The sequence below is a fragment of the Micromonospora yongxingensis genome (assembly GCF_052601155.1).
Genome location: NZ_JBQXEO010000038.1, coordinates 1 through 20,546 on the forward strand (window position 1 = coordinate 1; position 20,546 = coordinate 20,546).

The 20,546-nt window shown below is 70.3% G+C and carries 22 protein-coding genes; 6 read left to right on the forward strand and 16 right to left on the reverse strand.

Annotation, left to right across the window (positions count from 1 at the left end; genetic code table 11):
* The first annotated feature begins 285 nt into the window (after positions 1 to 285).
* Positions 286 to 582, forward strand: a complete 297-nt coding sequence (locus tag ACTWLT_RS29890; RefSeq protein ID WP_445321234.1) for a DUF1540 domain-containing protein — start codon at positions 286 to 288, stop codon at positions 580 to 582.
* A 33-nt stretch (positions 583 to 615) separates the two neighbouring features.
* Here the strand turns inward: ACTWLT_RS29890 and ACTWLT_RS29895 are convergent, their stop codons facing one another.
* Complete coding sequence (locus tag ACTWLT_RS29895; protein ID WP_445321235.1) at positions 616 to 2,622, reverse strand: ethylmalonyl-CoA mutase; 2,007 nt, start codon at positions 2,620 to 2,622, stop codon at positions 616 to 618.
* Between the two features lie 151 nt (positions 2,623 to 2,773).
* Between ACTWLT_RS29895 and ACTWLT_RS29900 the strand changes: the two genes are divergently transcribed.
* Complete coding sequence (locus tag ACTWLT_RS29900) at positions 2,774 to 3,625, forward strand: ABC transporter ATP-binding protein (protein ID WP_445321236.1); 852 nt, start codon at positions 2,774 to 2,776, stop codon at positions 3,623 to 3,625.
* On the forward strand, positions 3,622 to 4,467 hold the full coding sequence (locus tag ACTWLT_RS29905; RefSeq protein ID WP_445321237.1) for an ABC transporter permease: 846 nt from the start codon (positions 3,622 to 3,624) through the stop codon (positions 4,465 to 4,467). The genes ACTWLT_RS29900 and ACTWLT_RS29905 overlap by 4 nt, the downstream gene beginning before the upstream one ends.
* A 51-nt stretch (positions 4,468 to 4,518) precedes the next feature.
* On the opposite strand, the gene ACTWLT_RS29910 is transcribed toward ACTWLT_RS29905, so the two are convergent.
* Both ACTWLT_RS29910 and murA read right to left on the reverse strand, forming a co-directional pair.
* Positions 4,519 to 5,367 carry a 3-hydroxyacyl-CoA dehydrogenase family protein gene (locus ACTWLT_RS29910; RefSeq protein WP_252418753.1) on the reverse strand — a complete coding sequence of 283 codons (849 nt, stop codon included), beginning with the start codon at positions 5,365 to 5,367 and terminating at the stop codon, positions 4,519 to 4,521.
* A 76-nt stretch (positions 5,368 to 5,443) separates the two neighbouring features.
* Positions 5,444 to 6,886, reverse strand: a complete 1,443-nt coding sequence (gene murA, locus ACTWLT_RS29915; protein WP_445321238.1) for a UDP-N-acetylglucosamine 1-carboxyvinyltransferase — start codon at positions 6,884 to 6,886, stop codon at positions 5,444 to 5,446.
* Here murA and ACTWLT_RS29920 point away from each other — a divergent pair.
* Together ACTWLT_RS29920 and ACTWLT_RS29925 are read left to right on the forward strand one after the other, a co-directional pair.
* Positions 6,885 to 7,457, forward strand: a complete 573-nt coding sequence (locus ACTWLT_RS29920; protein ID WP_445321239.1) for a cob(I)yrinic acid a,c-diamide adenosyltransferase — start codon at positions 6,885 to 6,887, stop codon at positions 7,455 to 7,457. The genes murA and ACTWLT_RS29920 overlap by 2 nt on opposite strands.
* The gene (locus ACTWLT_RS29925; protein ID WP_445321240.1) at positions 7,433 to 7,855 is read left to right on the forward strand and encodes a VOC family protein; all 423 of its coding nucleotides are present in this window, start codon (positions 7,433 to 7,435) and stop codon (positions 7,853 to 7,855) included. Before ACTWLT_RS29920 ends, ACTWLT_RS29925 begins: the two co-directional genes overlap by 25 nt.
* A gap of 135 nt (positions 7,856 to 7,990) precedes the next feature.
* On the opposite strand, the gene ACTWLT_RS29930 is transcribed toward ACTWLT_RS29925, so the two are convergent.
* From ACTWLT_RS29930 to glyA, 13 genes are all read right to left on the reverse strand, one after another.
* Positions 7,991 to 8,446, reverse strand: a complete 456-nt coding sequence (locus tag ACTWLT_RS29930; protein WP_445321241.1) for a DUF2550 domain-containing protein — start codon at positions 8,444 to 8,446, stop codon at positions 7,991 to 7,993.
* A gap of 12 nt (positions 8,447 to 8,458) precedes the next feature.
* Positions 8,459 to 8,740, reverse strand: coding sequence for a F0F1 ATP synthase subunit epsilon (locus ACTWLT_RS29935; protein ID WP_252418748.1), 282 nt, complete (start codon positions 8,738 to 8,740; stop codon positions 8,459 to 8,461).
* A gap of 89 nt (positions 8,741 to 8,829) precedes the next feature.
* Positions 8,830 to 9,972 carry an LCP family protein gene (locus tag ACTWLT_RS29940; protein ID WP_445321261.1) on the reverse strand — a complete coding sequence of 381 codons (1,143 nt, stop codon included), beginning with the start codon at positions 9,970 to 9,972 and terminating at the stop codon, positions 8,830 to 8,832.
* 222 nt (positions 9,973 to 10,194) lie between these two features.
* Positions 10,195 to 11,631 (reverse strand): F0F1 ATP synthase subunit beta, encoded by a 1,437-nt coding sequence (gene atpD, locus ACTWLT_RS29945; RefSeq protein ID WP_445321242.1) that lies wholly within the window; start codon positions 11,629 to 11,631, stop codon positions 10,195 to 10,197.
* The gene (locus tag ACTWLT_RS29950) at positions 11,631 to 12,560 is read right to left on the reverse strand and encodes a F0F1 ATP synthase subunit gamma (protein WP_252418746.1); all 930 of its coding nucleotides are present in this window, start codon (positions 12,558 to 12,560) and stop codon (positions 11,631 to 11,633) included. Before ACTWLT_RS29950 ends, atpD begins: the two co-directional genes overlap by 1 nt.
* 4 nt (positions 12,561 to 12,564) lie before the next feature.
* A complete protein-coding gene (gene atpA / locus ACTWLT_RS29955) occupies positions 12,565 to 14,217 on the reverse strand; it encodes a F0F1 ATP synthase subunit alpha (RefSeq protein WP_445321243.1) in 1,653 nt (550 codons plus the stop codon).
* Positions 14,218 to 14,333: 116 nt separating this feature from the next.
* Positions 14,334 to 15,155, reverse strand: a complete 822-nt coding sequence (locus ACTWLT_RS29960; RefSeq protein ID WP_445321244.1) for a F0F1 ATP synthase subunit delta — start codon at positions 15,153 to 15,155, stop codon at positions 14,334 to 14,336.
* Positions 15,155 to 15,694 carry a F0F1 ATP synthase subunit B gene (locus ACTWLT_RS29965; RefSeq protein WP_445321245.1) on the reverse strand — a complete coding sequence of 180 codons (540 nt, stop codon included), beginning with the start codon at positions 15,692 to 15,694 and terminating at the stop codon, positions 15,155 to 15,157. Before ACTWLT_RS29965 ends, ACTWLT_RS29960 begins: the two co-directional genes overlap by 1 nt.
* 28 nt (positions 15,695 to 15,722) lie before the next feature.
* Positions 15,723 to 15,965 (reverse strand): ATP synthase subunit C-like protein, encoded by a 243-nt coding sequence (locus tag ACTWLT_RS29970; protein WP_130404096.1) that lies wholly within the window; start codon positions 15,963 to 15,965, stop codon positions 15,723 to 15,725.
* Positions 15,966 to 16,031: 66 nt separating this feature from the next.
* Positions 16,032 to 16,829 carry a F0F1 ATP synthase subunit A gene (gene atpB / locus ACTWLT_RS29975; protein WP_252418742.1) on the reverse strand — a complete coding sequence of 266 codons (798 nt, stop codon included), beginning with the start codon at positions 16,827 to 16,829 and terminating at the stop codon, positions 16,032 to 16,034.
* Positions 16,830 to 16,840: 11 nt separating this feature from the next.
* Positions 16,841 to 17,077 (reverse strand): AtpZ/AtpI family protein, encoded by a 237-nt coding sequence (locus ACTWLT_RS29980; RefSeq protein WP_252418741.1) that lies wholly within the window; start codon positions 17,075 to 17,077, stop codon positions 16,841 to 16,843.
* A 205-nt stretch (positions 17,078 to 17,282) separates the two neighbouring features.
* On the reverse strand, positions 17,283 to 17,708 hold the full coding sequence (locus ACTWLT_RS29985; protein ID WP_252418740.1) for a hypothetical protein: 426 nt from the start codon (positions 17,706 to 17,708) through the stop codon (positions 17,283 to 17,285).
* Positions 17,701 to 18,990, reverse strand: coding sequence for a serine hydroxymethyltransferase (gene glyA, locus ACTWLT_RS29990; protein ID WP_445321246.1), 1,290 nt, complete (start codon positions 18,988 to 18,990; stop codon positions 17,701 to 17,703). The genes ACTWLT_RS29985 and glyA overlap by 8 nt, the downstream gene beginning before the upstream one ends.
* A 35-nt stretch (positions 18,991 to 19,025) precedes the next feature.
* On the opposite strand from glyA, the gene ACTWLT_RS29995 reads away from it, so the two are divergent.
* Positions 19,026 to 20,489, forward strand: a complete 1,464-nt coding sequence (locus tag ACTWLT_RS29995) for an SDR family oxidoreductase (RefSeq protein WP_445321247.1) — start codon at positions 19,026 to 19,028, stop codon at positions 20,487 to 20,489.
* Positions 20,490 to 20,546 lie beyond the last annotated feature (57 nt).

Genomic DNA, 20,546 nt, shown 5'->3' on the forward strand with positions numbered 1-20,546 from the left:
CGCCAGGCGGGTAGTGCGGGGACGAACCGGCGACCACCGACGGGGTGGGGCCCGCCGTGCCCGGCGCAGGGATCAAGCCTGACCGCCCGGAGCCGGGCACGGCGGGCCCCACCCCACCCCCCACGCACCCGGCACAGTGCAGGGGCCGGAGGCGTCCTGGGCACAACCAGCACACACCCGCCAAACCGACAGGCAAGCCCGCCCACCGCCGACGGCAGGCCGCCATAGCCAGCCCGGGAAGACGACAAAAGCCTAGGATCGGGGCAAGAGCCAGAGGAGGCCGGCATGACCGCAGCGATGGAGATGCCCCGGGTTCAGGAGTGCGTGGTCGTGGCTTGCGCGTACAACAGCGCCGGTGACTGCCACGCCTTCGCGATCACGATCGGCAGCATGGATCACGCGCACTGCCACACCTTCGTCGAGTCCCCGGTCCGTGGCGGCGCGGACGATCTCATCGCCCAGGTGGGCGCGTGCCAGCGTTCGGACTGCCGGCACAACGAGCAGTTGGAGTGCCACGCGCCGTCGATCAGGGTAGGCCCGGACAACGACATGGCCGACTGCATGACCTACGACGGCCGCTGACCTGCCGAGACGGTTCGGGCGGGTCCGACCCGGTCACGGCAGGTCGTTCGCCTCGCGGATGACTGTCACCAGGTCGTCGATGATGCCGGTGAGGGCGAAGTCCTTCGGGGTGAAGACCCGGGCCACCCCGGCGGCGCGCAACGTGTCGGCGTCGCTGGCGGGGATGATGCCGCCGACGACCACCGGCAGGTCCGCCCGGCCGGCCGCGCGTAGGCCGTCGAGCACCGCCGGCACGGCGGCCAGGTGCGAGCCGGAGAGCACGGAGAGCCCGACCAGGTCGACGTCCTCCTCCACCGCGGCGGCGACGATCTGCCCGGCCGTCAGCCGGATGCCCTGGTAGACGACTTCGAAGCCGGCGTCGCGGGCGCGTACCGCGATCTGCTCGGCGCCGTTGGAGTGCCCGTCCAGGCCGGGCTTGCCGACCAGCAGCCGCAGCCGGCCGCTGCCCAACTCGCGGGCGGTGGCGGTGACCCGCTCACGGACGGCCGTGAGGCCGGGGTCGCCGCCGGTGCCGGTGGCGCCAGCCAACCCGGTGGGCGCCCGGTACTCACCGAAGACCTGGCGCAGCGCGCCGGCCCACTCGCCGGTTGTCACCCCGGCCCGCACGCACTCCAGGGTGGCCGGCATCAGGTTGGTGGTGGTCGCGGCGTCGGCGCGGAGTCGGGCCAGGGCCGCGTCGACGGCCGCGCCGTCCCGGTCGGCCCGCCACCGGTGTACGCCGTCCACGGCGGCGGCCTCGACCGCCGGGTCGACCTGTTCGACGGCCTCCGCTCCGGCCGCGGTCAGCGGGGAGGGTTCGGTCTCGACGAACCGGTTGACGCCGACCACCACGTCCGCGCCGGACTCCATCCGGCGGCGGCGCTCCGCCAGTGAGGCGACCAGCGCGCTCTTGAGGTAGCCGGTCTCCACGGCGGCGACCACACCGCCCAGCTCCAGCACCTTGTCCAGTTCGACCCGGGCCCCGGTGACGATCTCGTCGACCAGCGCGGTCATCACGTGCGAGCCGTCGAAGAGGTCGGGGTATTCGAGCAGGTCCGACTCGTACGCCAGGACCTGCTGCATCCGCAGCGACCACTGCTGGTCCCAGGGTCGGGGCAGGCCGAGCGCCTCGTTCCAGGCGGGGAGTTGCACCGCGCGGGCCCGGGCGTCACGGGACATCGTCACCCCGAGCATCTCCAGCACGATGCGCTGGATGTTGTTCTCCGGTTGCGCCTCGGTCAGGCCGAGCGAGTTGACCTGCACGCCGTAGCGGAACCGCCGCTGTCTGGCCTCGCCGACTCCGTACCGGTCGCGGGTGATCTCAGCCCAGAGCACGCCGAACGCGCGCATCTTGGCGATTTCCTCGACGAAGCGCACCCCGGCGTTGACGAAGAACGAGATCCGCTGCACCACGTCGCCCATCCGCTCGGCGGGCACCTGCCCGGAGTCACGGACGGCGTCGAGGACGGCGACGGCGGTGGCCAACGCGAAGCCGACCTCCTGCACCGGCGTGGCACCGGCTTCCTGGAGGTGGTACGAGCAGATGTTGACCGGGTTCCAACGTGGCATCTCGCGCAGGGTGTACGCGACGACGTCGGCGGTGAGCCGCAGCGACGCGGCCGGCGGAAAGATGTACGTCCCCCGGGACAGGTACTCCTTGATGATGTCGTTCTGGGTGGTGCCCGTACAGCGGACCAGCTCGGCGCCCTGCTCCAGCCCCACCGTGCCGTAGAGGGCGAGCAGCCACATCGCCGGCGCGTTGATGGTCATCGAGGTGTTCATGTCGGCCAGCGGGATGCCGTCGAAGAGCGCCCGCATGTCGCCGAGGTGGGCGACCGGGACGCCGACCCGGCCCACCTCCCCGCTGGCCAGCTCGTGGTCGGGGTCGTACCCGGTCTGGGTGGGCAGGTCGAAGGCGACCGAGAGACCGGTCTGCCCCTTCGCCAGGTTGCGGCGGAAGAGGGCGTTGGTCGCGGCGGCCGAGGAGTGGCCGGCGTAGGTGCGCATCACCCACGGGCGGTCCCGCTCGGGCAGCCGCCCCGAAAGTGCCTTCTCGTCCATGGCCGGAGTTTAAGTTACCGTTCAGTAAAACGGGCTGTGGAAAACCACACAGGTCCATGTCGCGGACGTCCGGGTGCGAAGCGCCCGCAGTGGCGCGGACCGCCACACCCCGGGCGGCGGACCGCGCTGGCCAGGACGCACACTGGACGCCATGGATGACGAGCTGGCCATCTCCGTCCGGGGGGTGCGCAAGGCGTACGGCGACAACGTGGCGGTGGCGGGCGTGGATCTGGACGTCCACCGTGGCGAGGTGTTCGCCCTGCTCGGCCCGAACGGCGCCGGCAAGACCACCACCGTGGAGATCCTGGAGGGCTACCGGAGCCGGGACGCCGGAGAGGTCTCCGTGCTCGGCGCGGACCCGGCGCACCCGGATCAGGGCTGGCGTTCCCGGGTGGGCATCGTGCTCCAGGGCACCGGCGAGTTCGACGAGCTGACCGTGGCCGAGGTGATCCGGCACTTCTCCGGCTTCTATCCCGACGCCGACGACCCCGACAAGGTGATCGAGCGGGTCGGGTTGGCCGGCAAGGCGAAGGCCCGCACGCACACGCTCTCCGGCGGGCAGAAACGCCGCCTCGACGTGGCGCTCGGCATCATCGGCCGCCCCGAGCTGCTCTTCCTCGACGAGCCCACCACCGGCTTCGACCCGGAGGCTCGCCGCGAGTTCTGGGAGCTGATCCGCGACCTCGCCGCGGCCGGCACCACCATCGTGCTGACCACCCACTACCTGGACGAGGCCGAGGCGCTGGCCGACCGGGTCGGAGTGATCGCCGGCGGCCGGCTGGTCGAGGTGGCCGCACCGAACCGGCTGGGCAACCGGCAGGAGGCGCTGGCGACGGTCTCCTGGCGTACCCCGGAAGGGACCCTGGAGAGCGCGCAGAGCGCGACGCCGACGGCCCTCGTGGCCGACCTGGCCGCGCGCTACGGCGGCGAGGTCCCCGGCCTCACGGTGACCCGGCCGACCCTGGAGGACGTCTACCTCACCATGATCGGACACGCGCGATGACCACCACGACGAAGCCGGCGACGCCGGTCACCGCGACCCGCGGCCGTCGGCCGGGTGCCGGCGCGCTGGCCCTGCGGCAGGGCCGGCTGGAGATCACCCAGTTCCTGCGCAGCCGGGAGTCCGTGGTCTTCACGATGGGCTTCCCCATCATCATGATCCTGATCTTCGCGTCGATCTTCGACGGCACGATCGGCGGCGGGGTCAAGTTCACCCAGTACTTCATCACCGGCATGATCGCGACCGGTCTGATGACGGTGAGCTTCCAGAACCTCGGCATCTGGATCCCGATCGAGCGGGACCGGGGCGTGCTCAAGCGCTACCGCGGCACGCCGATGCCGAAGTGGGTCTGGTTCGCCGGCAAGGTGATCATGGTGGTGGCGATCGGCATCGCCGAGACGGCACTGCTGCTGGCGGTCGCGGTGGCCCTGTTCGACCTCGACCTGCCGGGCACCGCCGGGAAGTGGTTCACCTTCGGCTGGGTCTCCGTGCTCGGCGTGACCGCCTGCACCCTGTGCGGCATCGCCATCTCGTCGCTGGCCCGCACCGCCCGCAGCGGCTCGGCGGTGGTCACCCCCGTCGCGCTGGTGCTCCAGTTCATCTCCGGCGTGTTCTTCGTCTTCACCGACCTGCCCACGTGGATGCAGCAGGTGGCCGCGCTGTTCCCGCTCAAGTGGATGTGCCAGGGGCTGCGGTCGGTCTTCCTGCCGGAGAGCTTCGGCGCGCAGGAACCGGGTGGCTCGTTCGAGCTGGGCCGGGTGGCGGTGGTGCTCGCCCTGTGGTGCGTGATCGGCGTGGTGCTCTGCCTGACCACCTTCCGCTGGACCACCAAGCGCGACGGCTGACACGAGAAAGGGGGCGGGCGATGTGCGCCCGCCCCCTTTCCATGTCCCCGCTCAGTACGTGTAGAAGCCCTTGCCGGTCTTGCGGCCCAGGTCGCCGGCGGTGACCATCCGCTGGAGCAGCTCCGGCGGGAAGAACTTCTCGTCGGCCGTGTCGGTGTAGATGTTCTTCGAGGCGTGCAGCAGCACGTCCACGCCCGTCAGGTCGGTGGTGGCCAACGGGCCCATGGCGTGCCCGAAGCCCAGCCGGCAGGCGGTGTCCAGGTCCTCGGCGGACACCACGCCGGACTCGACCAGCTTGACCGCCTCCACCACGAGGGCCGAGATCAGCCGGGTGGTGACGAAGCCGGCGATGTCCCGGTTGACCACCACCACCGTCTTGCCGATCTCCTCGGCGAAGGCCCGCACGGTGGCCAGGGTGGCGTCGCTGGTCTTGTAGCCGCGGACCAGCTCGCAGAGCTGCATCATCGGCACCGGGGAGAAGAAGTGGGTGCCGACGACCGCCTCGGGCCGCTCGGTGACCGCGGCGATCTGGGTGACCGGGATGGCCGAGGTGTTGGTGGCGAGCACCGCGTCGGCCTTGCAGATCTTGTCCAGGGCGCGGAACACCTCGTGCTTGATCTCGAGGCGCTCGAAGACCGCCTCGACCACGATGTCCGCGTCCGCCGCCGCCTCCAGGTCGGTGGTCGGGGTGATCCGGGCGAGCGTCGCCTCGACCTCGGACGCCTCGATCTTGCCCTTCTCGGCGAACTTCTCCAGCGACTTCCGGATGCCGCCGAGCCCTCGGGTGGTGGCCGCGTCGTCCAGGTCGCGCAGCGTCACCTGCCAGCCCGCCTGCGCCGCCACCTGGGCGATGCCGGAGCCCATCAGCCCGGCCCCGACGACCGCGAGTCGACCCGCCATCTGCTTCTCCCTCGCCTGTTTGAGTGCCTGCCTGCACCCTAGTCGGCGGGCCTGAACGACGGCTAAGGGAGTGCCCTCAGATCTCCAGCGAGGGCTCCTCCGGCGTGGTGCCCCTCTCGACGGCCACGCCGAGCGCACGCAGGTCGGCCGCGAAGTCCGGATAGCCCCGGTCGACGTGGTGCACGTGGGAGACCTCGGTGACCCCGTCCGCGCAGAGCCCGGCGATGATCAACCCCGCTCCCGCGCGGATGTCGGTGGCCCGCACCGGCGCCCCGGAGAGCCGGTCCCGGCCCCGCACCACCGCGTGGTGCCCGTCGGTCTTGATGTCCGCGCCGAGGCGGGCCATCTCGTTGGCGAACATGAACCGGCCGTCGAAGATGTTCTCGGTGATCAGCGAGGCACCGTCGCTGACCGCGGCGAGCCCGATCGCCATGGGCAGCAGGTCGGTGGCGAAGCCGGGATACGGCAGCGTCACCACGTCGACCGCCCGCGGCCGGTCGTCCATCCGTACCCGGAAGCCGTCTCCCCGCGTCTCGACCAGGCCGCCGGCCGCGACCACCTTGTCCAGCGCGACCTCGAGGTAGGCCGGGTCCAGCCCGGTCACCGTCACGTCGCCGCGGGTCATCGCCGCGCCGAACGCCCAGGTGCCGGCGACGATCCGGTCCCCCACCGTGGCGTGCCGCACGGGGCGCAGCCCGGGCACCCCGGTGATCTGCAGGGTGGACGTGCCCGCCCCGGAGATCTGGGCCCCCATCTGGTTGAGCATGGTGCAGATGTCGACGATCTCCGGCTCCCGCGCCGCGTTGTCGATCGTGGTGGTGCCCTCGGCCAGCACAGCCGCCATCACCAGGTTCTCGGTCGCGCCCACGCTAGGGAAGTCCAGCACGATGTCCGCGCCGCGCAGCCCGTGCGGGGCGGACGCGATGACGAAGCCGTGCTCACCGGAGATGTCCGCGCCCATCCGGGTCAGCCCGGAGACGTGCATGTCCAGGCCACGGGAGCCGATCGCGTCGCCGCCCGGATGGGCCACCCGCACGAACCCCCGGCGGGCCAGCAGGGGGCCGAGCACGCAGATCGACGCGCGCAGCCGGCGGACCAGGTCGTAGTCCGCGTCCGCGCCCGGCTGGTCGGGCACGTCGATGGTCACCGAGCGGGACCGGGCCACCCCACCCCGGGCGACCATCGGGTCGACCGGGTCGTCGGCGTCGAACCGGACCTCGCAGCCCAGCCGGCGCAGCACCTCACCCATGATCGCGATGTCGGTGATCCGGGGGACGTTGGTGATCACGCTGCGGCCGGGTGCGAGCAGCGCGGCGGCCATCAGCTTCAACGCCGAGTTCTTGGCACCCACCACGTGCACGGTGCCCGCCAGGCGGGCGTCACCGCGTACCCGGATGACATCGACGTCGTTGGCCGCGGGATCGCCCGCGTCGCCGGGACCCACCACCGCCGGCCAGCCGGCGGTGGTGTCCGGCCGCGCCGGGATCGTCAGGTCCGGTATCCGTAGGCTGTGCGTCATGGCCGTCCACCTCACGCGCATCTACACCAAGGCCGGCGATGCCGGCATGACCAGGCTGAGCAACAACGAGCAGGTGCCGAAGACCGATCCACGGATCGCCGCGTACGCCGATGTCGACGAGTGCAACGCGGCGATCGGTGTCGCGCTCGCCCTGGGCCAGCTCGACGAGGAACTGCGGGCGGTGCTGGGGTCGGTGCAGAACGACCTCTTCGACGTGGGCGCCGACCTGTCCACGCCGGTCGAGCCGGACCCGAAGTACCCGCCGCTGCGGGTGACCGAGGAGTACGTCGAGCGCCTCGAGGGCTGGTGCGACGAGTACAACGCACGCCTGAGCAAGCTCGACTCCTTCATCCTCCCCGGCGGCACCGCGGGCGCGGCGCTGCTGCACGTGGCGCGGACCATCGCCCGGCGTGCCGAACGGGCAGCGTGGGCGCTGGTCAGCCACGATCCGGACCGCACCAGCACGCTCCCGGCAAAGTATCTCAACCGGCTCTCCGATCTGCTCTTTATCCTGTCAAGAACGGCAAATCCGGCGGGAGATGTGCTATGGGTGCCGGGCGGGAGGCGCTGACCGTCGGCGCGCTGCACCACGTCGAGGTCTGGGTTCCCGATCTCGGGGCCGCCACGCGTAGCTGGGGCTGGCTCCTCGGCGAGCTGGGCTGGACCGTCCACCAGGACTGGCCGGCCGGGCGCTCCTGGCGACTCGGCCCGACCTACCTGGTGCTGGAGCAGTCACCCGCGCTCTCCGGGGCGGTCCACGACCGGCTCGCCCCGGGGCTCAACCACCTGGCCTTCCACGCCGGCCGCCCGGCCGCCGTGGACCGGCTGGTGGCGACCGCACCGGCTCATGGGTGGGCCCTGCTCTTCCCGGACCGCCATCCGCATGCTGGCGGCCCGGGCACCTACGCCGCCTACCTCACCGACAACCAGGGCTACGAGGTGGAACTCGTCGCCATGCCAGACCAATAACGGCAGGTAGGAAACCACGCCTGGACGACGGACAGTGCCCCGCGAGGGTTTCCGGGGAGCCCGCCCGCGGAGGGGATCAAGCCTGACCGCCCGGAGCGGCTGGGCTCCCCGGAAACCCCCAACGGCGCGAAGGAACTAGGCAGCAGGCCAGTCTTGGGACGCCATACGTGGCGAGACCGCCCCCGGAGGGGCGGCCTCGAGCCAGGAGAGGAAACCGGTCACTGTCGACCGCGCCATGGCGATCTCCACCGGTGCGTGGTGACTGGTACAGCGGAGGATCACCCAGTCGGCCGGCATGGAGAGGCGTTCCTGCCCCTCGGGCAACCGGCGGCGCTCCACCGCGAGCCCTTTGCGGGACAGGACGCGCTTGGGTCGTAGCGCGAAGCTGAACATCCGGTACCAGCGCAGTTCGTCGCCGACGAACCGGCCGAAGCCTGGCGACCAGCCGCGGCCGTCGAGCATGGTGGTGACCCGGACGCTGAGCCGGATGATGCCTCCGCTACGGGTGACCAGTGCCCGCCGGACGAAGAGGATGAGGACCGCGCCGAGGATGACCGCGACGCCGATCCCGATTCCCTCGACGATCTCCATCCCCGGTACGGCTCAGTGGCTCTGCGCGGAGACCGGGGTAGCGCTCTCGGCCAGCACGGTGACGCCGTCGGCGCTCACCGAGAGGAAGCCGCCGTCAACGTCGTAGGCGACCTGCTGGCCACCGGCGAGCTTGATGCGTACCTGGCCGGGCTCGGCGAGCTGGCCGAGCAGCGGCGCGTGCCCCGGCAGGACACCGAGCTCACCTTCGGTCGTCCGGGCGACGACCATCTCGGCCTCACCGGACCAGACCTTCTCCTCGACGGCGACGAGCTCGACGTGAAGCTGCTGTGCCACGCTGTCTCCTTGCTGCGGCGACGGATCATCGAAAGTCTAGTCGGCTGGCCGACGCGTCCCCAACGCGGGTGGGGAGAGCTGGGCCACGACTACTTGGTCTTGTTCTGGAACTCCGGATGCTCCAGCAGGAACGGGTCCAGTTGTTCATTGTGCAGGGCGGTGAAGAAGTCCGACACACCTGGCTGGAACTGTTCGCCCTTGTACTTCTTTCCCTCGAAGACCCCGCCACCGGGAAGCTTGATCATCTCAATGGTGTTCGGTCGGATGTTCTTCAGGGCGAGCCCGAAGTCGACCACGCTGTTGCCCCGACCGTTGAAGATCAGCGACTGCCCGGCGGCGCGGAGCACCTTGTCGAGCTTGATCGGGTTGGCGACCACGTCGGCGCTGAACGCCTGCCCCACCATCGCCTTGACGAACTGCTGCTGGTGGCGCTGCCGACCGTAGTCGGCGTCGGGGACACCGTTCTTTTCATAGCGCTGCCGGACGTAGTCCAGCGCCTGCCACCCGCTGAGGTGGTGGTTGCCCTTCGGGTAGACCGCCTGCGGGCCGACGTAGCCCTCGCCGCGCGTGTTACCGGGGCGAGGCTTGCCGTCCGGCTGCTTGTGCTCGGACCGCACCTCCCGCTCGACGTACATGTCGACGCCGCCCATCGCGTCCACGATCTTCTGGAAGCCGGTGAAGTTGATGATCGCTCCGGCGTCGAACCGCTTGATCCCGGTAACCTTCTGCACCGTCGTCGCCAGCAGTTCGAAGCCGCGCGCCGCGTCGGGGTTCTCGCCCGGCACCCGGCTGCCGTACGACATGGCGGCGTTGAGCTTGTCGGTGGTGCCGTGAAAGTTCGACTTGGGGAACGCCGGGATGTCGACGTAGAGGTCGCGGGGCAGCGAGAAGAGGTACGCCCGGTCCATCGAGGCCGGCACGTGCAGCACCATCACCGAGTCGGCCAGCGGCGCCGCCGTGGGCGTGCGCGGGTCGATGCCGACCAGCAGGATGTTGAGCGGTCCCTTGATGTCGCTCTTCTTCGCCTGGGCACCAGCCGCCTGGTCGCCGAAGAGGTCGGCCTTGCCGACCGCGCCCTCGTAGCGGGCCATCAGCACCTCGGTGCCGACCAGCACCGCCCCGCTGAGCACCATCAGCACCGTGCCGAACACCGTGCAGATCCTGGCCCAGCGCGGCACACCCCGCCAGACGGACGACTTTCGGCCACTCTTGCCGGCCTTACCCACGAGAATCTCCGATCGTTACGCCCACGATCCAGGAGACGGGCGCACGTAGCCGAAAGGTTGCAAAGATCAACGCTCGTTCAGGTGAACGCGCGGAACGACCGTATCTCGGGTGGCGCGGAACCGACGACCGCAAGAAACGGACTGCGGCGATGGTAGGTCCTGAAGATGAACAAAAGACTGCCCCGGCATTGCCGGGGCAGTCTTTTATTTCCGATCAGATCGAGCTTGTCAGCTCTTCATCAGTTCCTCGGCCTTGCGCTCCAGGTCCTCAAGACCGCCGCACATGAAGAACGCCTGCTCGGGGAAGTGGTCGTACTCCCCCTCGCTGATCTTGCGGAACGCCTCGATGGTCTCCTTGATCGGGACCGTCGAGCCCGGCACGCCGGTGAACTGCTCCGCAGCGTAGGTGTTCTGCGACAGGAAGCGCTCGATCCGCCGCGCGCGCTGCACGGTGATCTTGTCTTCCTCGGAGAGCTCCTCGATGCCGAGGATGGCGATGATGTCCTGCAGGTCGCGGTAGCGCTGCAGGATCCGCTTCACCTCGGTGGCGACCTGGAAGTGCTCCTGGCCGACGAACTCCGGGGCGAGGATCCGGGACGAGGACGCCAGCGGGTCCACGGCCGGGTAGATGCCCTTGTCGGAGATCGACCGCTCCAGGTTGGTGGTCGCGTCCAGGTGGGCGAACGTGGTGGCCGGGGCGGGGTCGGTGTAGTCGTCCGCCGGCACGTAGATCGCCTGCATCGACGTGATGGCCTGGCCCCGGACGGAGGTGATCCGCTCCTGGAGCTCGCCCATCTCGTCGGCCAGGGTCGGCTGGTAACCCACCGCGCTCGGCATACGGCCGAGCAGGGTGGAGACCTCCGAACCCGCCTGGGTGAAGCGGAAGATGTTGTCGATGAAGAGCAGCACCTCCTGCTTCTTCACGTCCCGGAAGTACTCGGCCATGGTCAGCGCCGAGAGCGCCACCCGCAGCCGGGTGCCCGGCGGCTCGTCCATCTGGCCGTAGACCAGCGCGGTCTTGTCGATGACGCCGGACTCGGTCATCTCGGCGATGAGGTCGTTGCCCTCACGGGTGCGCTCACCCACCCCGGCGAAGACCGAGGTACCACCGAAGTTGCGGGCCACACGGGTGATCATCTCCTGGATGAGCACCGTCTTACCCACACCCGCGCCGCCGAACAGGCCGATCTTGCCGCCCTTGACGTACGGGGCGAGCAGGTCGATGACCTTGATGCCGGTCTCCAGCATCTCGGTCTTCGGCTCCAGGTCCGCGAAGGCCGGGGCCTTGCGGTGGATACCCCAGTGGTCGTCCGGGGTCAGGGTCTCGCCCTCTTTGAGGTTGAGCACCTCGCCGATCGCGTTGAACACGTGGCCCTTGACCGCGTCGCCCACCGGCACGGTGATCGGCTCGCCGCGGTCACGCACCTCCGCGCCACGGACGAGGCCGTCCGTCGGCTGCATCGAGATGGCGCGGATCAGGTTGTCACCCAGGTGCTGGGCGACCTCCAGGGTCAGCGTCTTCTCACCGCCGGACAGGTTGACGTCAACGTTCAGGGCGTTGAACAGGGCCGGCATGGCGTCGCGCGGGAACTCGGCGTCGACGACCGGGCCGATGACCCGGACCACGCGACCCGTGGCCGTCTTGGTCTCTACTGGTGCAGTCATCACACTTCACTTCCCGACGCGGCCAGCGCGTTCGCGCCGCCGACGATCTCGCTGATCTCCTGGGTGATCCCGGCCTGGCGAGCCGAGTTCATCTCACGCGTGTACTTCTCGATCATGTCCTCGGCGTTGTCGGTGGCGCTCTTCATCGCCCGCCGCCGTGCCGCCGACTCACTCGCCGCCGACTCGATCAACGCCGCGTAGATCCGCGTGTTGATGTACCTCGGCAGGAGCGCGTCGAGCAGCGCCTCCGCCTCCGGTTCGAACTCGTACGCCGGCAGCAGCCCTTCGGAGCGCGGCCGGTCCTCGACCTGCATCGGCCCGATGATCTTGGCGACCGGGCTCTGCGTCATCAGCGAGTGGAACTCGGTGTAGACGATGTGCAGCTCGTCGACGCCCAGCACCCCGTCCGCCCCGGCGCCGCCGTCGGCGTCGTCCGCACCGGCCGTGAACGCCTTGATCAGCGTCTCACCCACCGTGCGGGCGTCCTCGAACGACGGCTGCTCGCTGAAGCCGGTCCAGTTCGCCTCGATGGGCCGGTCGCGGAACCGGTAGAACCCGACACCCTTACGCCCGATGACGTAGAGCACCGGCTCCTTGCCGTCCGCGCGGAGCCGCGCGATGAGCGACTCCGCCGTCTTGATCGCGTTGGAGCTGTAGCCGCCGGCCAGGCCACGGTCGCTGGTGACCAGCAGGACCCCAGCCCGCCGCACCCGCTCGCGCGGGGTGAGCAGCGGGTGGTCGATCCGCGCGTTGGACGCCAGCGCCGTGAGCACGCCGGTGATGGCCTGGGCGTACGGCAGGGACGCCTGCACCCGGGCCTGGGCCTTGGCGATCCGGCTCGTCGCCACGAGCTCCATCGCCTTGGTGATCTTCTTCATCGACTTCGCCGAGCGGATCCGTTGACGAAGAACGCGTACCTGGGCCGCCATGGGATCAGCTCTCGGCCGGGCGGTCGGTCGCGCCGTCGCGGAAGCGGGTCACCGTCTCGCGGTTCTCCTCGCCCTCCAGCGGCGCGGCCGGCGCGTCGTTGACCCGACGCTCGTCGCCCTTGCCGAGGAAGACCTGCTTGAACTCGCTGATCGCGTTGTCCAGGGAGCCGATGATGTCGTCGTTCCACTGGTTGTCGGCGATCCCGGCCAGCACACCCGCGTGCTTGTGCCGCAGGTACTGGAGGAACTCCGACTCGAAGCGCCGGACGTCACCCACCGGGATGTCGTCCAGCTTGCCCTCGGTGCCGGCCCAGACCGAGACGACCTGCTCCTGCACCGGGAACGGCGAGTAGTTCGGCTGCTTGAGCAGCTCGACCAGGCGCGAACCGCGGTCCAGCTGGGCCCGGGAGGCCTTGTCCAGGTCGGAGGCGAAGGCGGCGAACGCCTCCAGCTCGCGGTACTGGGCCAGGTTGAGCCGCAGCGAACCGGCGACCTTCTTCATCGGCTTCACCTGCGCGGCGCCACCGACCCGGGAGACCGAGGTGCCGACGTTGATCGCCGGACGGACGCCCTGGTTGAACAGGTCGGTCTCCAGGAAGATCTGGCCGTCGGTGATCGAGATGACGTTGGTCGGGATGAAGGCCGAGATGTCGTTGGCCTTCGTCTCGATGATCGGCAGACCGGTCATCGAGCCGCCACCCAGCTCGTCGGAGAGCTTCGCGCAGCGCTCCAGCAGGCGGGAGTGCAGGTAGAACACGTCACCCGGGTACGCCTCACGGCCCGGCGGGCGGCGCAGCAGCAGCGACACGGCCCGGTACGCCTCGGCCTGCTTGCTCAGGTCGTCGAAGACGATCAGGACGTGCTTGCCGCCGTACATCCAGTGCTGCCCGATGGACGAGCCGGTGTAGGGGGCGATGTACTTGAAGCCCGCCGGGTCCGACGCCGGGGAGGCCACGATGGTGGTGTACTCCATCGCGCCCGCCTCCTCCAGCTGGCCCTTGATGGAGGCGATCGTGGAGGCCTTCTGGCCGATGGCGACGTAGATGCAGCGGACCTGCTTCTTCGGGTCGCCGGTGCGCCAGTTGTCCCGCTGGTTGAGGATGGCGTCCAGGGCGACCGTGGTCTTGCCGGTCTTCCGGTCACCGATGATCAGCTGCCGCTGGCCCCGGCCGACCGGCGTCATCGCGTCGATGGCCTTGATGCCGGTCTGCAGCGGCTCGAACACCGACTGCCGGGACATCACGTTCGGAGCCTGCAGCTCCAGCTCGCGGTAGCCCTCGTCGGCGATGTCGCCGAGGCCGTCGATCGGCTGGCCGAGCGCGTTGACCACGCGGCCGAGGAAGGCGTCGCCGACCGGCACGGAGAGCACGCGGTCGGTGCGCTTGACGCGCTGCCCCTCCTCCAGCTTGGCGGAGTCACCGAGAACGACGACACCGATCTCCCGGACGTCGAGGTTCAGCGCCACGCCGAGCGTGCCGTCCTCGAACTCCAGGAGCTCGTTGGTCTTGGTCGAGGGCAGGCCCTCGACGTGGGCGATGCCGTCACCGGTGTCGGCGACGGTGCCGACCTCCTCGCGGGAGACGTCGGTCGAGTAGGAGGAGACGTAGCGCTCCAGGGCGCCGCGGATCTCCTCCGTCGAGATGGTCAGCTCGGCCATCCTCTGCTTCCTTAAAATTCAGGGGCCCGGGATACCTAGTACCGACCGGTCCGAATGGCGTCTGTCAATCGGGCGCTGGGCAGCGGAGCCGCCCCAACGCTGGGCGGCGGAGCCGCTTAGCGCTTCGCGAGCGCGTTGCGGGTCTCGTTGAGGCGGCGCAGGATGGTGCCGTCGTACAGGTCGGAGCCGACCCGCACGCTCACGCCACCCAGGACGTGGGGGTCGACCGTCTGCTTGACGGAGACCTCTCGACCGTATATCGCGGCGAGGCTCGCGCCCAGGCGCTGCTCTTCCTCGTCACTCAACGGGGCCGCCACGGTGACGTACGCCACCTGACGGTCCCGCCGTTCTGCGGCGAGTTCCACGAGCCGGGTGAGCGATCCGGCGAAGGAACGCCCCCCGAAGCCGGCCAGCGCCACCTCGATGAGGCGGACGGTGGACAGGTGCGCCTTGCCGGCGAGCAGCTCGCCGACCAGGACGCCCCGCTGGTCCAGCGGGGCCGCCGAGTTGGACAGCACCGCGGCGAGCTCGGGCTGGCCGGCGACGACCTGCCCGAAACGGAACAGCTCGTCCTCGACCTCGCCCAGGTCGCCGGTCGCGTCGACGCTGGCCAGCACGGCCTCCACGCCGAGCCGCTCGACGCCGTCGAGCAGCTCGGTCGGGGTCGACCAGCGGCCGGAGACCACCGAGGCGAGCAGGTCGATCGCCCCGTCGCCGATCTTGCCGCGCAGCATTCCGCTGAGCAGTTCGGCGCGGTCCGCGCCGGACCGGGCCGGGTCCGAGAGCGCCCGGCGCAACCGCGGCTCCCGCCGCAGCAGCCCGGCGACGGCGAGCAGGTCGTTCGCCGCGTGGGCCACCGCGACCGGGTCGGTGCCGCGGACGTACGCGTCGAGGCTCTCGGCCGCGATCTTGTACGACTCCCGGCTGGCGGCCTGCATCAGCGGGCCCCCGTGCTCTCGAGACCGCTCAGGAACCGGTCGACGGTGCCCTTGCGCCGCGCCTCGTCGGCCAGCGACTCGCCGACGATCTTGCTGGCCAGGTCCACCGCGATCGCGCCAACCTCGGAGCGCAGCTCGCGCACGATGGTGGCCCGCTCGGCGGCGAGCTGGTCCTTGCCGGCCTGGATGATCCGGTCGGATTCCTCCCGCGCCTTGGCGAGGACGTCCTGCCGGATCCCCTCGGCGTCGGCCCGGGCGTCGTCGCGGATCTTCGCGGCGTCGGTCCGGGCTTCGGCGAGCTGGGCACGGTACTGCTCGAGCAGCTGGTTCGCCTCGGCCTGAGCGGCCTCGGCGCGCTTGATGCCGCCCTCGATCGCGTCGACCCGAGCCTGGAACGTCTGCTCCATGCGGGGGAAGACGAACTTCATGAGCACGAAGCAGAGCACAGCGAAGGCGACCGTACCGACCACGATCTCCTGCCAGAGCGGGATGATCGGGTTGTGGGTCGACTCACCACCCTCAGCGGCGAGGAAATACATGGTTACCTCCCGGTCGAAAAGGGCGGGATCAGGCAGCAGAGCCGGCCCAGATGAAGCCGAAGGCGATGCCCAGCAGCGCCAGCGCCTCGATGACGGCGAAGCCGATCCAGACGTAAGGCAGGGTCATCCGCGAAGACTCCGGCTGACGGGCGGTCGACTGGATGTAGGCGGCGAAGACCAGGCCGACGCCGATGCCGGGGCCGATGGCGGCGAGGCCGTAGCCGATGGCAGCGGTGCTACCGGTGACCTCGGCGAGAACGCTAGCGTCCATTGGTGTGGTTCCTCCTGGTTATCACGCGTGACTCTCACGCGGGACGACAACGGTTGGTGCGGTGGATCAGTGCTCTTCGGCGAGCGCGCCCTGCACGTAGCTGGCGGTCAGGACGGTGAAGACGTAGGCCTGCAGGACGATCACCAGGAACTCGAGGAAGGTGAGCGCGATGGTCATCACCCAGGAGAGCACCGAGACCGGGGCCAGCCAGGCGTTGGCGCTCAGCATCGCGAAGCCGCCGAGCGTGAAGACCAGCAGGAGCATGTGACCGGCGAACATGTTCGCGAAGAGACGAACCGCGAGCGAGAACGGCCGGACGATGAAGGTCGAGAAGAGCTCGATGGGGATCAGCAGCGGCAGGATGTACCAGGGTGCCGGCGGGATCAGCGAGTTCTTGAAGTACTTCACGAAGCCGTGCTGCCTGATGCCGATGTAGTTGAACAGCACGTAGCTGATGATCGCGAGGATCGCCGGGAAGGCGATGTGCGAGTTCGGCGAGATCTGGAAGAACGGGATGATCGCGAACGCGTTCGTCAGCAGGACGAAGCAGAACAGCGTGGTGAAGTACGGCGCGAACCGCACACCCGCGTGCCCGATCATGTCGACCGCGATGTTGTTCCGCACGAAGCCGTAGATCGACTCGGCGAACCACTGCTTCTTCGTCGGCACCAGCTGCGGGTTCCGGTAGCTCGCCAGGAAGAAGATGATCAGGACGCCGACCGCGATCCAGACCATCGCCGTGATCTTGGTGAACCAGTACGACTCGTGCGCACCCCAGGGCAGGATGCTGGGCAGGTAGAAGTCCTCCACAGTGGGTGGGAATGCCGCCTGGCCAGCTGCCAGAACGTTCGCCTGTCCGAACACCGCGTCCCTTCCTAAGTAGGCGTGCCGAGCCGGCGGACGACGAGGATGATTCCCCCGGCCATACCGAGCACGACGCCGATCCCGGTGGCAACGCCTCCGGTGTCGAGCCACTGGTCAACCAGCCAGCCGATGAAACCCCACACGAGCATGCCTCCGACGAGGTAGCTGAGCGCGGTCCAACCCTGACCGGCGCCGGACGGAATGTCGTCCGGTTCACCGGCGGGACGGGGGGTTTGGTCACCAGCCATGACGGGGCGAACGATATCAGCCGGGAAGACGAGGCTGTGCCTCACCCCCCGCACAACCGTCGTTGTGTGGGCATCTCGGGGGCCGCGTCGTCTGTGGGCACGCTACTCCCCTTCCGGCCATGAGAGAATGACCGGTGGCCGACAGCTTGTCGCGCGTCCGATGGATGAGACGACCGGCCGATCGCCAGGTCAGCCGATCGCCAGGTCAGCTGCGCGATCGACGCGCGTGGACGGTGGTCAGCCACCAGATGTGCACCGCGGTCCACACCGCCACCCCGGCGACGATGCCGAGACAGAGCGGCACCAGCCCGGGCCAGCCGGTAGACGCCACCGCCACCATCACCACACCCAACAGGCTGAACTTCAGCACATACAGGCCCAGCCCGAGCGGCAGCAACAGCTGCGGGTTGATCTGGTCGGCCCGGGCCAGCACCACGGTGGTGAGGGTGTAGCTGAACACCGTGACACCCACCCCGGCCGCCGCGCCGAACGCCGCCGTCGTGCCGCCGGTCGCCCCGCCGACCACGGCGGCGACCGCCGCCAGCGCCACCGACGCGATCAACAGCACCGGCAGGTGTCGCAGTCGCCAACGCCGGTCGGTGTCCGCCTCGACCACCCCGGGCTCAGCCACGGGGGTACGCCGGGAACGCGGCGACCAGCTCGGCCACCTCGGCACGGACCCGGGTCAGCTCGTCGGCGCCGCCCGGGGCGCCGGGATCGGCGCGTACCGCACGGGCGATCAGGCCGGCGACCTGCCGCAGCTCTCCCTCCCGCATGCCCTGCGTGGTGACACTGGGCGTGCCCACCCGCAGGCCGGACGCGACCATCGGCGGCTGCGGGTCGTACGGGATCGCGTTCTTGTTGAGGGTGATCGACGCCGCGTCGCAGCGCGCCTCGGCCTCGGCACCGGTCACCCCCACCTCACGCAGGTCGATCAGGGCGAGGTGGGTGTCGGTGCCGCCGGACACCGGGCGCATCCCCTCGGCGGCCAGCCCGGCGGCGAGCGCCTGGGCGTTGCGGATCACCTGGCCGGCGTACGTCTGGAACTCGGGCTGGGCGGCCTCCCGCAGCGCGACCGCCTTCGCCGCGACCGCGTGCATCAACGGGCCGCCCTGGGTGAACGGGAAGACGGCCTTGTCGATCCGCTGGGCCAGCGACTCCCGGCAGAGGATCATGCCGCCGCGCGGACCGCGCAGAACCTTGTGGGTGGTGGCGCAGACGACGTCGGCGTACGGCACCGGGGACGGGATGGCCCGGCCGGCGACCAGGCCGATGAAGTGCGCCGCGTCCACCATCAGGTACGCGCCGACCTCGTCGGCGATCTCCCGGAACCGGGCGAAGTCGATCGGCCGGGGGTACGCGGTGGCCCCGCAGATGATCATCTTGGGCCGGTGCGCCCGAGCCAGGTCCCGCACCTCGTCGTAGTCGATCAGCTCGGTGTCCCGCCGGACCGTGTAGCCGACCGTCGCGAACCACTTGCCCGAGAAGTTCACCCGACTGCCGTGCGTCAGGTGCCCACCGTGCGGCAGGTCCATCGCCAGCACCGTGTCGCCCGGCTGCACCAGAGCCGCGTACGCGGCCAGGTTGGCGCTCGCCCCGGAGTGCGGCTGGAGGTTGGCGTGCTCGGCGGCGAAGAGCTCCTTGGCCCGGGCGATGCCGATCTCCTCGGCCCGGTCCACCTCGGCGCAGCCTCCGTAGTAGCGCCGGCCCGGGTAGCCCTCGGCGTACTTGTTGGTCAGCGTCGACCCGAGCGCGGCCAGCACCGCCGGCGAGGTCAGATTCTCGCTGGCGATCAGCTGCAGGCCGCCGCGCAGCCGGTCCAGCTCGCCGAGGACCACCCCGGCGATCTCCGGGTCGGTGGCCCTGAGCTGCGCGAAATCCGGCCCCCAGAAGGTGCTCGTCTCGGTGTCCACAGCGAACGAGTCTAGGGGGCGGCACACTGACAGCTGTGAGATGCCTGGTCACGGGAGCCACCGGATACATCGGCGGGCGGCTGGCGCCGCTGCTGCTCGCCGACGGGCACAGCGTGCGCTGCCTGGCCCGCAGGGCCGTCCGGCTGCGCGACGTGCCCTGGGCGTCGGCCGTCGAGATCGCCGAGGCGGACCTGAGCCGGCCGGAGACGCTGCCCGCCGCGTTCGCCGACGTGGACGTCGCCTACTTCCTGGTGCACTCGCTCGGCCGGGCCGACTTCGAGGCGGCCGACCGGGCGGCGGCGACCAACTTCGCGGCGGCGGCCCGGGCGGCCGGCGTACGCCGGATCGTCTACCTGGGTGGTCCGGAGCCGGCGTCCGACGAGACGGTGCCGTCCCCGCACCTGCGGTCCCGGGCCGAGGTGGGCCGGATCCTGCTGGCCAGCGGAGTGCCGACGGCGGTCCTCCGGGCCGCGGTGATCATCGGCTCCGGCTCGGCGTCGTTCGAGATGCTGCGCTACCTGACCGAGCGACTGCCCGTCATGGTCACTCCGCGCTGGGTGAGCAACCGGATCCAGCCGATCGCGGTCCGCGACGTGCTGCGCTACCTGGCCGGCTGCACGGCGCTGCCGGACGAGGTCAACCGGGGCTTCGACATCGGCGGGCCCGACGTGCTCACCTTCCGCGAGATGATGCAGCGCTACGCCCGGGTGGCCGGGCTGCGCCGCCGCATCATCGTGCCGGTCCGCCCGCTCACCCCGTCGCTCTCCTCCCACTGGGTCGGTCTGGTCACCCCGGTGCCGAACGCCATCGCCCGACCGCTGGTGGAGAGCCTCGTCCACGAGGCGGTCGCACACGACCACGACATCGCCCGCCACGTGCCCGACCCGCCGGAGGGGCTGACCGGGTTCGACCAGGCCGTGGCGCTGGCGCTGGCCAAGGTGCGTGACGCCCAGGTGGAGACCCGCTGGTCGACCGCGAGCCTCCCGGACGCCCCGGCCGAGCCGCTGCCCTCCGACCCGGGCTGGTCCGGCGGTACCGCCTACACGGACGTCCGGGAACAGGCCGTGAAAGCGCCTCCGGCCGCGCTCTGGCGAGTGATCGAGGGCGTCGGCGGCGAGCACGGCTGGTACTCGTTCCCGCTCGCCTGGTCCATCCGGGGTTGGCTGGACCGGCTGGTCGGCGGGGTCGGGCTGCGCCGCGGCCGGCGCGACCCGCACCGCCTCCAGGTCGGCGAGGCACTGGACTTCTGGAGGGTCGAGGAGATCGTCCCGGGCGAGCTGCTGCGGCTGCGCGCCGAGATGCGGCTGCCCGGCCGGGCCTGGCTGGAGATGCGCGCGCTACCCGGCGACGACGGAGGCAGCCGCTACGTGCAGCGCGCCGTCTTCCTGCCGCGCGGGCTGGCCGGGCACGCCTACTGGGGGTCGGTGGCCCCGTTCCACGCCGTGGTCTTCGGTGGAATGGCCCGCAACATCGCCCGAGGCGCCGAACACTCCCCCTAACCCCACCCGCCTCCCGCTCCCGCTCCCGCTCCCGCTCCCGCTCCCGCTCTCGACGAT

Bases quoted from the DNA above. Each gene is read 5' to 3' on its own strand.
- ACTWLT_RS29890 (WP_445321234.1), top strand. From the start codon at position 286: ATGACCGCAGCGATGGAGATGCCCCGGGTTCAGGAGTGCGTGGTCGTG.
- ACTWLT_RS29895 (WP_445321235.1), bottom strand. From the start codon at position 2,622: ATGGACGAGAAGGCACTTTCGGGGCGGCTGCCCGAGCGGGACCGCCCG.
- ACTWLT_RS29900 (WP_445321236.1), top strand. From the start codon at position 2,774: ATGGATGACGAGCTGGCCATCTCCGTCCGGGGGGTGCGCAAGGCGTAC.
- ACTWLT_RS29905 (WP_445321237.1), top strand. From the start codon at position 3,622: ATGACCACCACGACGAAGCCGGCGACGCCGGTCACCGCGACCCGCGGC.
- ACTWLT_RS29910 (WP_252418753.1), bottom strand. From the start codon at position 5,367: ATGGCGGGTCGACTCGCGGTCGTCGGGGCCGGGCTGATGGGCTCCGGC.
- ACTWLT_RS29920 (WP_445321239.1), top strand. From the start codon at position 6,885: ATGGCCGTCCACCTCACGCGCATCTACACCAAGGCCGGCGATGCCGGC.
- murA (WP_445321238.1), bottom strand. From the start codon at position 6,886: ATGACGCACAGCCTACGGATACCGGACCTGACGATCCCGGCGCGGCCG.
- ACTWLT_RS29925 (WP_445321240.1), top strand. From the start codon at position 7,433: ATGGGTGCCGGGCGGGAGGCGCTGACCGTCGGCGCGCTGCACCACGTC.
- ACTWLT_RS29930 (WP_445321241.1), bottom strand. From the start codon at position 8,446: ATGGAGATCGTCGAGGGAATCGGGATCGGCGTCGCGGTCATCCTCGGC.
- atpD (WP_445321242.1), bottom strand. From the start codon at position 11,631: ATGACTGCACCAGTAGAGACCAAGACGGCCACGGGTCGCGTGGTCCGG.
- ACTWLT_RS29950 (WP_252418746.1), bottom strand. From the start codon at position 12,560: ATGGCGGCCCAGGTACGCGTTCTTCGTCAACGGATCCGCTCGGCGAAG.
- atpA (WP_445321243.1), bottom strand. From the start codon at position 14,217: ATGGCCGAGCTGACCATCTCGACGGAGGAGATCCGCGGCGCCCTGGAG.
- ACTWLT_RS29960 (WP_445321244.1), bottom strand. From the start codon at position 15,155: ATGCAGGCCGCCAGCCGGGAGTCGTACAAGATCGCGGCCGAGAGCCTC.
- ACTWLT_RS29965 (WP_445321245.1), bottom strand. From the start codon at position 15,694: ATGTATTTCCTCGCCGCTGAGGGTGGTGAGTCGACCCACAACCCGATC.
- ACTWLT_RS29970 (WP_130404096.1), bottom strand. From the start codon at position 15,965: ATGGACGCTAGCGTTCTCGCCGAGGTCACCGGTAGCACCGCTGCCATC.
- ACTWLT_RS29980 (WP_252418741.1), bottom strand. From the start codon at position 17,077: ATGGCTGGTGACCAAACCCCCCGTCCCGCCGGTGAACCGGACGACATT.